This is a genomic window from Lentzea sp. CC55, from assembly GCF_021056325.1.
Taxonomy (GTDB): Bacteria; Actinomycetota; Actinomycetes; order Mycobacteriales; family Pseudonocardiaceae; genus Lentzea; species Lentzea jiangxiensis.
The window spans coordinates 242,160-255,746 of sequence record NZ_JAJCXE010000022.1 but is presented as its reverse complement, the minus strand read 5'-3'; the positions used below and the strand labels follow the sequence as shown (position 1 = coordinate 255,746).

General features: G+C 71.1%; 15 protein-coding genes. 11 read left to right on the top strand and 4 right to left on the bottom strand.

Annotated elements, in window-relative coordinates; genetic code table 11:
• The first annotated feature begins 275 nt into the window (after positions 1-275).
• From L6E10_RS17010 to L6E10_RS16975, 8 genes are all read left to right on the top strand, one after another.
• Complete coding sequence (locus L6E10_RS17010) at positions 276-2,258, top strand: beta-galactosidase (protein WP_236220481.1); 1,983 nt, start codon at positions 276-278, stop codon at positions 2,256-2,258.
• Position 2,259: 1 nt separating this feature from the next.
• Positions 2,260-3,057 carry a DeoR/GlpR family DNA-binding transcription regulator gene (locus tag L6E10_RS17005; RefSeq protein ID WP_065914902.1) on the top strand — a complete coding sequence of 266 codons (798 nt, stop codon included), beginning with the start codon at positions 2,260-2,262 and terminating at the stop codon, positions 3,055-3,057.
• On the top strand, positions 3,054-4,142 hold the full coding sequence (galT, locus tag L6E10_RS17000) for a galactose-1-phosphate uridylyltransferase (RefSeq protein ID WP_236220480.1): 1,089 nt from the start codon (positions 3,054-3,056) through the stop codon (positions 4,140-4,142). The genes L6E10_RS17005 and galT overlap by 4 nt, the downstream gene beginning before the upstream one ends.
• A 51-nt stretch (positions 4,143-4,193) precedes the next feature.
• On the top strand, positions 4,194-5,705 hold the full coding sequence (locus tag L6E10_RS16995) for a S1C family serine protease (RefSeq protein ID WP_236220479.1): 1,512 nt from the start codon (positions 4,194-4,196) through the stop codon (positions 5,703-5,705).
• 147 nt (positions 5,706-5,852) lie between these two features.
• Positions 5,853-6,539, top strand: a complete 687-nt coding sequence (locus L6E10_RS16990) for a response regulator transcription factor (protein WP_236220478.1) — start codon at positions 5,853-5,855, stop codon at positions 6,537-6,539.
• A 23-nt stretch (positions 6,540-6,562) separates the two neighbouring features.
• A complete protein-coding gene (locus tag L6E10_RS16985) occupies positions 6,563-7,423 on the top strand; it encodes a sensor histidine kinase KdpD (RefSeq protein WP_236221102.1) in 861 nt (286 codons plus the stop codon).
• 5 nt (positions 7,424-7,428) lie between these two features.
• A complete protein-coding gene (locus tag L6E10_RS16980; RefSeq protein ID WP_090097306.1) occupies positions 7,429-7,929 on the top strand; it encodes a molybdenum cofactor biosynthesis protein B in 501 nt (166 codons plus the stop codon).
• Positions 7,916-8,098 carry a hypothetical protein gene (locus tag L6E10_RS16975; protein WP_236220477.1) on the top strand — a complete coding sequence of 61 codons (183 nt, stop codon included), beginning with the start codon at positions 7,916-7,918 and terminating at the stop codon, positions 8,096-8,098. The genes L6E10_RS16980 and L6E10_RS16975 overlap by 14 nt, the downstream gene beginning before the upstream one ends.
• A gap of 571 nt (positions 8,099-8,669) precedes the next feature.
• On the opposite strand, the gene mscL is transcribed toward L6E10_RS16975, so the two are convergent.
• The 4 genes from mscL to L6E10_RS16955 form a co-directional block, all read right to left on the bottom strand.
• Positions 8,670-9,110 (bottom strand): large-conductance mechanosensitive channel protein MscL, encoded by a 441-nt coding sequence (mscL, locus tag L6E10_RS16970; RefSeq protein WP_236220476.1) that lies wholly within the window; start codon positions 9,108-9,110, stop codon positions 8,670-8,672.
• Positions 9,110-9,664: an SAF domain-containing protein gene (locus L6E10_RS16965; RefSeq protein WP_236220475.1), complete on the bottom strand. Its 555-nt coding sequence runs from the start codon at positions 9,662-9,664 to the stop codon at positions 9,110-9,112. The genes mscL and L6E10_RS16965 overlap by 1 nt, the downstream gene beginning before the upstream one ends.
• 71 nt (positions 9,665-9,735) lie before the next feature.
• Positions 9,736-10,029, bottom strand: coding sequence for an FmdB family zinc ribbon protein (locus L6E10_RS16960; protein WP_236220474.1), 294 nt, complete (start codon positions 10,027-10,029; stop codon positions 9,736-9,738).
• Positions 10,030-10,123: 94 nt separating this feature from the next.
• Positions 10,124-10,690, bottom strand: a complete 567-nt coding sequence (locus L6E10_RS16955) for a 5-formyltetrahydrofolate cyclo-ligase (RefSeq protein ID WP_236220473.1) — start codon at positions 10,688-10,690, stop codon at positions 10,124-10,126.
• A 38-nt stretch (positions 10,691-10,728) separates the two neighbouring features.
• On the opposite strand from L6E10_RS16955, the gene L6E10_RS16950 reads away from it, so the two are divergent.
• From L6E10_RS16950 to L6E10_RS16940, 3 genes are read left to right on the top strand one after another with little or no spacing between them, the layout of a single operon-like run.
• Entirely contained in the window at positions 10,729-11,613 is an 885-nt protein-coding gene (locus L6E10_RS16950; protein WP_236220472.1) for a UTP--glucose-1-phosphate uridylyltransferase, read from the top strand.
• 17 nt (positions 11,614-11,630) lie between these two features.
• Positions 11,631-12,854, top strand: a complete 1,224-nt coding sequence (gene glp, locus L6E10_RS16945) for a gephyrin-like molybdotransferase Glp (protein ID WP_236220471.1) — start codon at positions 11,631-11,633, stop codon at positions 12,852-12,854.
• A complete protein-coding gene (locus tag L6E10_RS16940) occupies positions 12,851-13,504 on the top strand; it encodes a GNAT family N-acetyltransferase (protein ID WP_236220470.1) in 654 nt (217 codons plus the stop codon). The genes glp and L6E10_RS16940 overlap by 4 nt, the downstream gene beginning before the upstream one ends.
• Positions 13,505-13,587 lie beyond the last annotated feature (83 nt).

Here is a 13,587-nt window from a genome sequence, read left to right as displayed (position 1 = left end):
CGGTAACGGAGTGGAACCAGGCGTGTGCAGAACCATCATCGCTCCTACAGGTGACACTCGCTCGTGCGAACCGAACAGGACTCCAACAAAGTTGCGCACAATGTGGTCGCAGTCATACAACATGTCAAGCCCCGTTACGGAGCTGTTAAACCCATGCACAGGTGGCTTCTGGAGCTTTCCCGGTACTTTTCCCGGTCCAACCGCACACGGATCCCACACGAAGTTGTGTTTGCTTGTGTTGACGTTGGGGGTTGTCGTCGGCCACTCTTGCGCCCGTGACGACTTGGCCGACCCACCTGCCTGGCCTCGCCTGGGGAGCTGACTACAACCCCGAGCAGTGGCCCGAACACGTCTGGTCCGAGGACGTCGAGCTCATGCGCAGGGCCGGGGTGAACCTGGTCAGCGTGGGGATCTTCAGCTGGGCGAAGATCGAGGTGAGCAAGGGCGAGTACCGGTTCGACTGGCTCGACCGCGTGATGGACCTGCTGCACGCCGGCGGCATCCGCGTCGACCTCGCGACCGCGACCGCCGCGCCCCCGCCGTGGCTCACCACCGAGTACCCCGAGATGCTGCCGGTCCGCGCGGACGGCGTGCGGCTCTCGCACGGCTCGCGGCAGGCGTACTGCCCGTCGTCGCCGATCTACCGCGACCGGGCGACCGCGCTCGCCGCCGAGATGGCCTCGCACTACCGCGACCACCCGGCACTCGCCGCGTGGCACGTCGGCAACGAGTACGCGTGCCACGTGAAGCGCTGCTACTGCGACACGTGCGCCGCCTCGTTCCGCGAGTGGCTGGCGAGCCGCTACACGCTCGACCAGCTCAACGACGCGTGGTCCACGGCGTTCTGGAGCCAGGGCTACACCGACTTCGCGCAGGTCCTGCCTCCGCGCGTCACGCCGACCTTCCAGAACCCGGCGCACGTGCTCGACTACGACAGGTTCTCCGACGACGCGATCCTCGAGCTGTACAAGGCCGAGCGCGACGTCCTGCGCATGATCACCCCGGCCGTCCCGATCACCACGAACTTCATGGCGAACTGGACGTTCGGCGACCTCGACTACTGGAAGTGGGCCCGCGAGGTCGACTTCGTCTCGAACGACCACTACACCGAGGCCCAGTCGCCCGACCGGCACGTCGAGCTGGCCATGTCCGCCGACCTGGTGCGCGGGCTCGCCGGCGGCAAACCGTGGCTGCTCATGGAGAACTCGACGTCCGCGGTGAACTGGCAGCGGCGCAACATCGCGAAGCTGCCGGGGGAGATGCGGCGGCACTCGTTCCAGAACATCGCCCGCGGCGCGGACGGCACGCTGTTCTTCCAGTGGCGGCAGTCGCGCGGCGGCAGCGAGCGCTACCACTCGGCGATGGTGCCGCACGCCGGCACGGAGACCAAGGTGTACCGCGAGGTCTGCGAGGTCGGCGCCGAGTACGGCAGGCTCACCGAGGTCGTGGGCTCCACTGTGGACGCTTCCGTCGCCGTGCTCTACGACTTCCAGTCCGGGTGGGCGCTGCGCCAGGACGCGCACCCGACCAACGACTTCGACCACTACCGGCACGTCCTCGGCTACTACAAGGCCCTGTGGCAGGCCGGCGTCACCGTCGACTTCGTCGCGCCGGGCACGAACCTCTCGGCGTACTCGCTCGTGGTCGTGCCGGCGTTCTACGCGGTGTCGGACGCGCACGCCGCCGTGATCGCGGACTACGTCGCGGGCGGCGGGCACGTCCTCGTCACGTACCTGTCCGGCGTCGCCGACCAGCACACGCGCGTGCGGCTCGGCGGCTACCCCGGCGCGTTCCGCGACGTGCTGGGGGTCTGGTCGGAGGAGTTCCACCCGCTGCGCGAGGACGAGACGGTCACGCTGACCGACGGCTCGACCGCGTCGTTGTGGACGGAGCACCTGCACACCCGCACCGCCGACACCGTCGTCTCCTACGAGGACGGACCGCTGCCGGGAGTGCCGGCGGTGACGCGCAACGCGTTCGGTGGCGGTGTCGCGTGGTACGTGGCGTGCGACCTCGACGAGGGCGGCCTGAGCCGAACGGTGGAAAACGCGCTTTCCGAAGCGGGCGTCGCGGTGTCGCGTTCGCCGATTGAGCTCGTGCGGCGCAAGGGCGACGTATCGTTCCTCTTCGCCGTGAACCACACCGGCACCGATGCGCAGATCGAGGCGTCCGGTGTCGACGTGTTGTCCGGCACGCAGGTCTCCGGACGCCTCACCGTGCGCGCCGGGGACGTGGTCGTCCTCAGGGAAGAGGTGTGAGGTGCTGGCACGTCAGCGGCAGGCGGTAATCATCGAAGAGGTCCGGCGGACGGGGGCGGTGCGCGTCAGCGACCTGGTCGTCCGGCTCGGCGTCTCGGACATGACCGTGCGCCGCGACCTCGACGTGCTGGCCGCGCGCGGCCTGGTGGAGAAGGTGTACGGCGGGGCGACGTCCGTCGTCGGGCGCTCGACCGACGAGCCCGGGTTCGAGGCCAAGTCGGTCCGCCAGCTGCCCGAGAAGGAGGCGATCGCGGCCGCCGCCGCGGGCCTCGTGCGCCCCGGTACCGCCATCGGTCTCTCCGCCGGAACGACGACGTGGACGTTGGCCCGGTTCCTCGACGACATCCCGGACCTGACCGTCGTCACGAACTCCATCCGCGTCGCCGACGTGCTGCAGCAGAGCGGGCGCACCGACCGCACGGTCGTGCTGACCGGTGGCGTGCGCACGCCGTCCGACGCGCTCGTCGGCCCCGTGGCCGTGCAGGCGCTGCGGTCGCTGCACCTCGACGTGGTGTTCCTGGGCGTGCACGGCATGGCCGAGCGCTCCGGCTTCACCACCCCGAACCTCAACGAGAGCGAGACGGACCGCGCGCTCGTCGACGCCGCCGGACGCGTGGTGGTGGTCGCGGACCACGAGAAGTGGGGCACCGTGGGCATTTCCACGATCGCCGACCTCGACGAGGCGCACGTCCTGGTGACGGACGAAGGTTTGCCGGACGACGCGCGGGCGATCCTCAGCGAACAGGTCGGCGAGTTGGTGTTGGCTCATGTTCCAGGAAGTGGCGAGGAGTTGGCGTGAGGCGTACCGCGGGGAAGCTGGCGGACGGCCGGGAGATCATCTACTTCGACGACAGCGCCGAGGCGCCGCCGCGGGTGGCGGTGGACTCCCGGGACCTCCCCGAGACCCAGCCGATGTCGGAGGTGCGGCTGGACCCGCTGACCCGTGAGTGGGTCGCCATGGCGGCCCACCGTCAGACGCGGACCTACAAGCCGCCCGCGGACCTCTGCCCGCTCTGCCCGTCGACACCGGGCAGGCCCACCGAGATCCCCGAGTCCGACTACGACGTCGTCGTGTTCGAGAACCGCTTCCCCTCGTTGGCGCAGAACGTGCCGGACGTGCCGTCCACTGTGGATGGTGAGGAGCTGTTCCTGCGCGCGCCGGGCCGCGGGCGCTGCGAGGTCGTGTGCTTCACGTCCGACCACACCAAGTCGTTCGGCGAGCTCTCCGAGTCGCGCGTGCGCACCGTCGTCGACGCCTGGGCGGACCGCGTCGCCTTCTTGTCAACGTTGCCAGGGGTCGAGCAGGTCTTCCCGTTCGAGAACCGCGGCGAAGAGATCGGCGTGACGCTCTCGCACCCGCACGGCCAGATCTACGCGTACCCGTTCGTGACGCCGCGCACCGAACGCATGCTGTCCGCCGCCCAGGACTATTACGCCGAGCACGGCCGCCCGTTGTTCGGCGACCTGCTGGAGGCCGAGCTGCGCGCGGGCGCGCGCGTGGTGGAGCAGTCCGAGCACTGGGTGGCGTTCGTGCCCGCGGCCGCCCGCTGGCCCGTCGAGGTCCTGCTGGCGCCACGCCGCCAGGTGCCCGACGTCGCCGCGCTGTCCTCAGTGGAGCGTGACGACTTCGCGTCGCTCTACCTGAAGGTGCTGCACCGGCTCGACGCGCTCTACGACCGGCCGCTGCCCTACATCGCCGCCTGGCACCAGGCGCCGGTGAACACCGGCCGCGAGGAGATGTGGCTGCACCTGCAGGTCTTCTCCGTCCTGAGGACGAAGGACAAGCTCAAGTACCTCGCGGGCTCCGAGTCCGGCGAGGCCGTGTGGATCAACGACGTGACGCCCGAGCAGATCGCGGAACGCCTCCGGGCAACACACAAGTAGCTCCCAGGCTGGTTTAAGGGTTCTCTCAGGACGACATCCGAAACTATGGGCATGACCGAGAGCAACCAGCCAGCGCAGCAGCCGGACGAGCCCGACTCCGTGCAGCCGAGCGCCGGTCAGACGGACTCCGGCGCGCGGGAGCAGGGCCCGTCGCAGCCGGGTCCCGGCCGGCCGGATCCTTTGCAGGGGGGATCCGGCCAGGCCGGGGCACAGAGCGCCCCGGCGGGCCTGGGCGACGTTCCTGCCTCCTTCACCCCGGCCCAGCCGCAGGTGTCCTCACCTGACGCGGGCCAGGCGCAGCTCGGCGGGTCCGGACCCGGCCGGCAGCTTCCTCCTCCCGGGTCCGGCCACCCCCACCCGTTCGGCCCCGGCGCCACGACCGCGCAGTTCGGCGCGGAGCACCCCGCCGGACCGCCCTCCGGCCCGTTCGCGGGCCCGCAGACGGGTCAGTACTACCTGCCGCCCGGCTTCCAGCAGCCGCCCGCACCGCGCCCCAAGGGCCGCGGGAAGGTCGTGGCGGGCGTCGCCGCCCTCGTGCTGCTCGTCGGCGGGCTCTCCGGTGGCCTCGGCGGCTACCTGGGCTACAACTTCGCGAACGACTCGTCCGCGGTCAGCTCGCTCGACGCGCCCCGCCCGGCGTCCCAGACGAGCAACGCCCCGGCCGGCTCGGTCGAGGACGTGGCGAACAGGCTGCTGCCGTCCGTCGTGCAGATCCAGGTCGTCACGCGGTCCGGCGCCGGCGAGGGCTCGGGCTTCGTGATCTCCAGCAACGGCCAGGTCGTGACGAACAACCACGTCATCGAGGGCGCGGCGGCCGGCGGCACGATCAAGGTCGTCTTCCAGGACGGCAAGACCGCCACCGCGAAGATCCTCGGCCGCGACCCCAGCTCGGACATCGCCGTCATCCAGGCCGAGGGCATCTCGGGTGCGCCGGTCGTGCAGCTCGGCAACTCCGCCGACCTGAAGATCGGCCAGGGCGTGGTCGCGATCGGGTCGCCGTTCGAGCTGTCCGGCACCGTCACCTCCGGCATCGTGAGCTCGCTGAACCGCCCGGTCTCCGCCGGCGGCGACGCCCGCAACTCGCAGGCGACCGTCCTGAACGCCATCCAGACCGACGCCGCGATCAACCCCGGCAACTCCGGCGGCCCGCTGGTGAACATGCAGGGCCAGGTCGTCGGCATCAACTCGGCGATCTACAGCCCGAACTCCGCGGGAGGCCAGGCCGGGTCCGTCGGCATCGGCTTCGCCATCCCGATGGACCAGGCGCGCCGCACGATCGACGAGATCGTGAAGACCGGCAAGCCCAGGCAGACCGTGCTCGGCGTCAAGGTCGAGTCGACCGAGCAGGGCGCCCGGATCTCCGAGATCACCTCCGGCGGCGCGGCCGAGAAGGCCGGGCTGAAGGCCGGGGACGTGATCACCAGGTTCGGCGACCGCCGCATCGACGAGTCGGACACGCTCGTGGCCGCCGTCCGGTCCAAGGCGCCCGGCGACAAGGTCACCATCACGCTGTCCGACAACAGGACGGTGGAAGCCACCCTCGACGGCGTCGAGGTGGGGTAGGTCGGGGGACGCTCGGGTCCCCCGAGCGTGACGACCCCGGAGAGGCCCGGACCTGTGAGCACCTGCCCCGCGCACAGGTCCGGGCCTCTCCTTACGTCCTCATGACGTCGTGGGCCCGTCCGGTCTTCCTGGCGTTAACGTGGTGGCGTGGTGGAGCGGGTGCTGGTCGTCGAGGACGACACGACGGTGCGCGATGTCGTGCGCCGCTACCTCGAACACGCCGGGTACGAGGTGGAGCTCGCCGGTGACGGGGAGCGGGCGCTGCGGCTGATGGCCGCGCACGAGCCGGACATCGTGGTGCTGGACCTGATGCTGCCGGGCATCGACGGCCTCGAGGTGTGCCGGCGGATCCGGGAACGCGGCAGCACGCCCGTCGTCATGCTGACGGCGCTCGGCGAGGAGGAAGACCGCATCGCCGGGCTGCAGATCGGCGCGGACGACTACGTGACGAAGCCGTTCAGCCCGCGCGAGCTCGCGTTGCGCGTCTCGTCGGTGCTGCGCCGGTCCCACCGGTCCTACGAGCCGCGGGTCGTGCGGGACGGCGACCTGGTGCTGGACGTCGCCGCGCACACCGCCACGGTGAACGACCGGCCGCTGCAGCTGACCACCCGCGAGTTCGACCTGCTGGCGTTCTTCATCGGCAACGCCGGCAAGGCGTTCGGCCGCGCCGAGCTGCTGGAGCGGGTCTGGGGCTGGCAGTTCGGCGACCAGTCGACCGTGACCGTCCACGTGCGACGGTTGCGCGAGAAGATCGAGGAAGACCCCGCGAAGCCCCGCCGGCTGAGCACGGTGTGGGGCGTCGGCTACCGGTACGACCCGTGTTCGACAGGCTGAGCCGCGTCTCGCTGACCACCGCGATGACCGTCATGGTCATCGTGCCGGTGGTCGCGACCATCGCCGGCGTGCTCGTGGTCAGCGGGTTCATGTTCACGCCGATGATGGGCGCCGCGCTGGTCGTGTGCGCGCTGGTCGGCCTGGTCACCGTGCCGTTCTCGATCATGCTGGGCCGGGCGATCGCGCGCCGCACCATGTGGGAGCGCGAGGCGGAGGCGGCCCGCCGCCAGCTGGTGGCGTGGATCTCGCACGACCTGCGGACGCCGTTGGCCGGCATCCGGGCGATGACCGAGGCGCTGGAGGACGGCGTCGTGTCCGATCCGGGCGAGGTCGCCGTCTACGCCAAGCAGATCGCGCAGGAGGCCGACCACCTCTCGAAGCTCGTGGACGACCTGTTCCAGCTCTCCCGGATCACCGCCGGCGCGCTGAACCTGCCGATGCACGACGTCGCCCTGGCCGACGTCGTCAGCGACGTGGTCGCCGCCTCCCGCCCCGTCGCGGGGCGCAAGGGCGTCGAGCTGCACGCGGACGCCCGCACGTGGCCCGTCGTGCGGGGCTCCGACCCGGAACTGATGCGTGTCGTGCGCAACCTTGTGTCCAACGCCATCCGCCACACGCCGGAGGGCGGCGCGATCGCCGTCCAGGTCGATGTGGACGGACCGGAAGCCGTGGTGCGCGTAGACGACGCCTGCGGCGGAATCCCCGAAGACGTGCTGCCCCAGGTGTTCGACGTGGGCTTCCGCGGCTCGTCCGCGCGCAACCCGTCCGGCGCCGGACTGGGCCTTTCCATCGCGCGCGGCCTCGTCGAAGCGCACCACGGCCGGATCCACGCGCAGAACCACGGTCCTGGCTGCCGCTTCGAAGTCCGACTCCCGCTACGGTGATCGGTATGGAACGCAGCGCGCAGCGCCTTGGCCGCGCTTTGGTCGTGATCGTGGACGACCGGGTGGCGCACGGTGAGCAGGACGACAACTCCGGGCCTCTCGTCACCGAGCTTCTCGAAGAAGTGGGCTTCATCGTCGACGGCACCGTCGCGGTCGAGGGTGAGGTGGTCGACATCCGGGCCGCGCTCAACACGGCCGTCATCGGCGGCGTCGACCTCGTGGTCACCGTGGGCGGCACCGGCGTGTCCCCGCGCGACGTCACCCCCGACGCCACGCAGGGCGTGCTCGACCGCCCGCTCCACGGCATCGCCGAGGCGCTCCGCGCCTCCGGCCTCGCCGCGGGCGCGGTCGACGCGGGCATCTCGCGCGGCCTCGCCGGCGTCTCCGGCAGCACGCTCGTCGTGAACCTCGCGGGCTCGCGCTCCGCGGTCCGCGACGGCATGGCGACGCTGTCGGCGTTGGTGCCCTACGTCATCGAGCAGCTGAGCGGTCTTGACGAAGAGTGAGTCGCCGAAGCCGGCCGACGACGACGCCGCAGCGCGCCGTCGCCGGCTGGCCGAGGTGTTCGGCGACGTGCTGCCGGAGACGACGTCGGACGAGCGCGGCGGCGGGGCTCCGGCGGACGACCGCGAGGCCTGGTACCGCGAGAACAGGCCACCGCACCACGGCGGCTGAGCAGCCGTGCGCCGGTCGTGCCGGGCTGGTTGTGGCTCGGTGTGACGCCGGGTGCTGCCTACGGCTCTGGGGGCTGCCTTCAGCGGTTGAGGAGCGGTTGGCCGGGCTTGTGGGACGCCTTGGGGCTGCCGGTCGCCGCACGCCGCCTACTTGCGGCTGCGCGACGTGCCTTGCCCGCGCCCGCACAACGAGCCTCGCTCGTGCCTCGGTGAGCATCCGACCAGCTCGTGCTCAACTTCTGGCCGTCGTGCCAGGACCAGCGCGGAGCCGTGGCACATCACCCTCACACCTCGCGTGCCGCGCATCGCGCCTCGCCCGCACCACAGCCAGCCCTCGACGGGCCTACGCCCGGCTTCTGCTCGTCGTGCCGGGCCGAACCGCACGGGATCGCGGCACATCACCCGCTCGCGGCCCGTCCGGCACGGCTCACACCTCGCGCGTCTCGCCCCACCACCGCGAGACCTCGACGAGCCCGCAGCCCGACCTCAAGCCGTCGAGCCAGGACAAAGCGCGCGGCACCGCAGCCCGGGCGGCGGCTGCGCGCTTCGTCTCGGCGGGGGACGGTCGGAGGTCAGATCGCGGGGCCGCGGCGGTCCTGCACCACGGTGGTCTGCGGCTGGTTGTCCTGCTGGTTCGCCAGCAGGTCGCGGATCTCGATCAGCAGCTCGACGCTCGTCGGCTCGGCCGGGCCCGCCTCCTCGCCCCTCTTGCGGCGCTCCTGGATCTTCTTGATCGGCAGCACCAGGACGAAGTAGACGACCGCGGCGACGATCAGGAAGTTGATCGCGGCGTTGATGACGTTGCTGAAGTCGAGGTAGGTGTCCTCCTTGCCGGAGCGGACGTAGAAGCCCAGTCCCTTCGTCTCGGCGCTGCCGAGCGAGGCGATGAGCGGCTTGATGAGGCTCGTGGTGAACGCGGTGACGATCGCGGTGAACGCAGTGCCGATGACCACGGCCACGGCCAGGTCGACGACGTTCCCGCGCATCAGGAAGTCTTTGAATCCCTTCAGCATCAGCGGAGAGTAACCGCTAACGGGTGGTCCAGTGACATCGCGGCCACACGAGTCGCATTAAGTCTCGGCAACGTGACCACGACGACCTGACCGCGCGTCTCCCGCACCGACGCGTTCTCGGCGAGCACCTCGCCCGACGCCGACACCACGTCGACCCTGCCACCGATCCGCACCACGCCGGCGAGGCCCTGGTCGGCCACGCGCACGGCCACCGACGCCTGGTCGTCGGCGGCGTCGGCGAGGTCGAAGTCCGTCAGCGGGACCCCCGCCCGAGCCGGTGCCGACAACGCACGGCCCACCACGGCGTCGGCAGCGGCGAACGAGCCCGGCAACGGCTCCGCCAGCGGCACGACGCGGACGTCCGCGGCCGTGAGCGCGGCCCCGGCGGGCAGATCCCGCGAGGCGACCACGGCGGGATGGCCCACGTCCGGCCAGAAGGCCGTCACCAGGGCTGCGAGCACCAGCCCCAGGGCCAGCAGGCGGCGCCACGCGGCGGGAGGACGGCGGCGGGCCAGCGAGCGGATCCGGTCGACGGCGGTGCTGGAAAGGGTCATGCCCCTGACCGTAGGGCGGTCAGGGGCAGGTCGAACGGGCTCAGTCGCAAGTTGTGGACAACTCGCGATCTTCAGGAGGCAGCAGCCGCCGGAGCGCTCGTCGAGGGCTTCGAGTCCGAGGAGGACGTCGACGTCGACGTCGACGTGGAGGAGGACGTCGTGGACGGCGACGTGCTCTTGGCCGAGCCGGAACGGCTGTCCGTGCGGTAGAAACCGCTGCCCTTGAACACGACACCGACGGCGCCGAAGAGCTTGCGCAGCTTGCCCGAGCACTCCGGGCACTCGGTGAGGGAGGCGTCGCTGAACGACTGCACCGCCTCGAACCGGTGCTCACACGCGGTGCAGGCGTACTGGTACGTAGGCACTGGGTTCGCTCCTAGATCTGGCACTCGACCGTTGTGAGTGCCAACACGATTTTCGCCCAGCACCTTCCCGGAGCGCAAACACCCCAGGTCAACATCACAGCCACCGCAGTCCCGCCGAGGGCGTCAAGACGCCGTTCATCCGCACGTCATGGGGCTCCGCGGGCACCTCGTCCAGCACCTCGCTGTCCCTCACCACGGCCACCAGCGGGGCTGTGACCAGCGGCAACGAGCGGTCGTAGTGCCCCTGCCCCTTCCCGAGCCGCACCCCGTCCACCGACACGGCCAGCGCGGGCACGAGCACGAGCGACGCTCCGGCGATCGCCGAGGCGCCGAGCCGGGGCCCGGTCGGCTCCAGCAACCCCCACGCCGCGGGCGCGAGGCCGCCCGTCCCGGTGTGCTCGGCCCAGTCGAGCGGCGAGGCGCCCGTGACGACCGGCAGCAGCACCCGGCACCGCAGCCCGCCGAGCCACGAGGCGTCCCCGGGCTCCGACCCGACCGGCAGGAACGCGCACACCGTCTGATCAGGGGCGACGTCGAGGGCGGCGACGTGCGCGGCCAGCGCGGCGGCCTCGGCGGCGCGGACGTCGGCGGGCAACGACCTGCGCGCGGCCAGCAACAGTGAACGCAACGCGGCCTTCCGGTCGCGAAGAGCGGACGTCATGGTGGGTATCCCTCGGTATGTCGTTAGCATCGCAGCCCATGAGCAGCGCCTTCCACACCGCTATCGTGCCCGCGGCCGGTCTGGGCACCCGTTTCCTCCCCACGACCAAAGCCGTGCCGAAGGAACTGCTGCCGCTGGTCGACACCCCCGCCATCGAGTACGTGGCGCGGGAAGCAGCGGAGGCAGGGGCCAAGAAGCTGGTCATCGTGACCTCGCCGACCAAGGCGTCGGTGGCGGACTACTTCGACGAGAACCCCGACCTCGAGCAGTCGCTGACCGACAAGGGCAAGACCGACCTGGTCGAGAAGATCCAGCGCGCGCCCCGGCTGATCAAGGCCGAGACCGCGATCCAGGACCAGGCCCTCGGCCTCGGTCACGCCGTGGGCTGCGCCGAGGGCAACCTGACCGGTGAGGACGAGGCCGTCGCGGTGCTGCTGCCCGACGACATCATCCTGCCGACCGGCGCGCTGAAGAAGATGGCGGAGGTCCGCCAGGAGAAGGGCGGCAGCGTCCTGCTGGCGTTCGACATCCCGCGCGAGCAGATCTCCGCCTACGGCGTGTTCGACGTCCGCGACACCGGCAGCGACGACGTCAAGCAGGTCGTCGGCATGGTCGAGAAGCCGAAGCCCGAGGACGCGCCCTCGACGTTCGCCGCGGCCGGCCGGTACCTGCTCGACCGGGCGATCTTCGACGCCCTCAAGCGCATCACGCCCGGCGCGGGCGGCGAGCTGCAGCTCACCGACGCCATCGCGCTGCTGATCAACGAGGGGCACCCCGTGCACGTCGTCGTCCACCGCGGCGGGCGACACGACCTCGGCAATCCCGCCGGATTCCTGCGGGCTGCGGTTGACTTCGCACTCAACACCCCGGAGTACGGACCCGATCTGCGCGAGTGGTTGCGGGAACGCCTCGACAACTCCTGAGCGCGAGGACCAATCAGATGAGGTCAGTGGACGAGCAGCTCGCCAGGGTGATCGCGGCCGCCGTGCGGCCCGCACCGGTGCGAGTGGCGATCTCCGAGTCGCAGGGCCTGCTCTGCGCCGAGGAGGTCGTCGCGGAACGCGCGTTGCCCGGCTTCGACCAGGCCGCCGTGGACGGTTACGCGGTGCGCAGCGTCGACGTGTCCGGTGCGAACGCGAGTCCCGTGCAGCTGCCGGTCGTCGGTGAGATCCCGGCGGGCTCCCGGCAGCCGCGCAGGTTGCAGCCCGGCCAGGCGGTGCGGATCGCGACGGGCGCTCCGCTGCCGACGCTGGCCGACGCCGTCGTGCCGCTCGGGTACACCGACGGCCACCAGGCCAAGGTGACGGTCAGCCGCAGCGTGCCGTCCGCCGGGTTCGTCCGCCGCACCGGCGAGGACGTGCAGACCGGCGACGTCGCCGTGCGCCGCGGTGCGTCCATCGGTGCCGCCCAGGTGGGTCTGCTGGCCGCGGTCGGTCGCAACAAGGTGCTCGTCCACCCCCGTCCGCGCGTGTCGGTCATCTCGCTCGGCGAGGAGCTCGTCGACGTCGACCGCACGCCCGGGCAGGGCCAGGTCTACGACGTGAACTCGTACGCCCTGGCCGCCGCCGCGCGGGACGCGGGGGCCGAGGTCAGCCGGGTCGGCATCATGTCGGCCGACCCGCGCCGGCTGCGCGAGGTCGTCGAGGGCCGGCTGCTGCTGTCGGAGATCGTCGTGATCGCGGGCGGCGTCGGCGGCACGGTCGGGGACGAGGTCAGGGCCGCGCTGGCCGACCTCGGCGACATGGACGTCACCCGCGTCGCCATGCACCCCGGCTCCGCGCAGGGCTTCGGGAGGCTGGGCCCGGACGCCGTGCCGACGTTCCTGCTGCCCGCGAACCCGATGAGCGCGCTCGTGGTGTTCGAGGTGCTGGTCAGGCCGCTGATCAGGGCGGCGCTGGGCAAGAGGAACCCGTACCGCCGCGCGGTCTCCGCACGGCTGCTGTCCCCGCTGCAGTCGACGAAGGGCCGCAAGGGCTTCCTGCGCGGCCAGCTGCTGCGCGACGCGGACAACGGCGAGTACCTGGTGCAGCCGCTCGGCACGTCCGGGTCGCACCTGCTCGCGTCACTGGCCGAGGCCAACTGCCTGATCATGGTCGACGAGGACGTCACGGAGGTCTCCGTCGGTGAAGAGGTGCTGGTCAGCTTCCTGGCGCAGCGTGGATGAGCGCTTTCGCGGACCTGGGCAGGCACCCCGGCTGGCCCGTCCGGCTGGGACCTCTCCAGGTGCGCGCGGGAACCGTTGAGCTGCGCGGTCCGCGGTTGTTCGACGGCTCGAGCTGGTCGAAGCTGCGCATCCGCGACCGCGCCTACCTGGAGCGGTGGGAACCCACGGCGCAGGAGGGCTGGGACGAGCGCAACGCGACGCTGTCCTGGCCCGCCCAGTGGTCGTCGCTGCGCTCGATGGCCCGGCACGGCACCACGCTGCCGTTCATGATCCTCGTCGACGGCGAGGTCGCGGGTCAGATCACCGTCGGCAACATCGTGCGCGGCTCGCTGCTGTCCGCGTGGATCGGCTACTGGGTGGCCGCGGACCGGGCGGGCGGCGGCGTGGCGACGGCCGCCGTGGCGTTGCTCACCGACCACGCCTTCCGCGGTGCGGGTTTGCACCGCCTCGAAGCGACCGTGCGCCCCGAGAACGCGGCCTCGATCCGTGTGCTCACGAAGTCCGGGTATCGCGAAGAAGGCCTCTTCAAGCGTTATCTGGATGTTGCCGGACAGTGGCGCGACCACCTCTGCTTCGCGCTGACGGTCGAAGAGGTCCCGGATGGTCTAGTGCGCCGTTTGGTCGCACGCGGAGAGGCCCGTCTTCCCTGACGAACGCTTCCGTTCGTCGTAATCACTTCACCCAAAAGTGGGTGATACACCACACTTTCGTACGCACCGCGTCCGGCGTGCCT

Coding starts and splice junctions, on each gene's coding strand:
- glp (WP_236220471.1), top strand. CDS start 11,631: ATGAGGTCAGTGGACGAGCAGCTCGCCAGGGTGATCGCGGCCGCCGTG.
- L6E10_RS16985 (WP_236221102.1), top strand. CDS start 6,563: ATGACCGTCATGGTCATCGTGCCGGTGGTCGCGACCATCGCCGGCGTG.
- L6E10_RS16995 (WP_236220479.1), top strand. CDS start 4,194: ATGACCGAGAGCAACCAGCCAGCGCAGCAGCCGGACGAGCCCGACTCC.
- L6E10_RS16955 (WP_236220473.1), bottom strand. CDS start 10,690: ATGACGTCCGCTCTTCGCGACCGGAAGGCCGCGTTGCGTTCACTGTTG.
- L6E10_RS16940 (WP_236220470.1), top strand. CDS start 12,851: ATGAGCGCTTTCGCGGACCTGGGCAGGCACCCCGGCTGGCCCGTCCGG.
- mscL (WP_236220476.1), bottom strand. CDS start 9,110: ATGCTGAAGGGATTCAAAGACTTCCTGATGCGCGGGAACGTCGTCGAC.
- L6E10_RS16965 (WP_236220475.1), bottom strand. CDS start 9,664: ATGACCCTTTCCAGCACCGCCGTCGACCGGATCCGCTCGCTGGCCCGC.
- L6E10_RS16980 (WP_090097306.1), top strand. CDS start 7,429: ATGGAACGCAGCGCGCAGCGCCTTGGCCGCGCTTTGGTCGTGATCGTG.
- L6E10_RS16950 (WP_236220472.1), top strand. CDS start 10,729: ATGAGCAGCGCCTTCCACACCGCTATCGTGCCCGCGGCCGGTCTGGGC.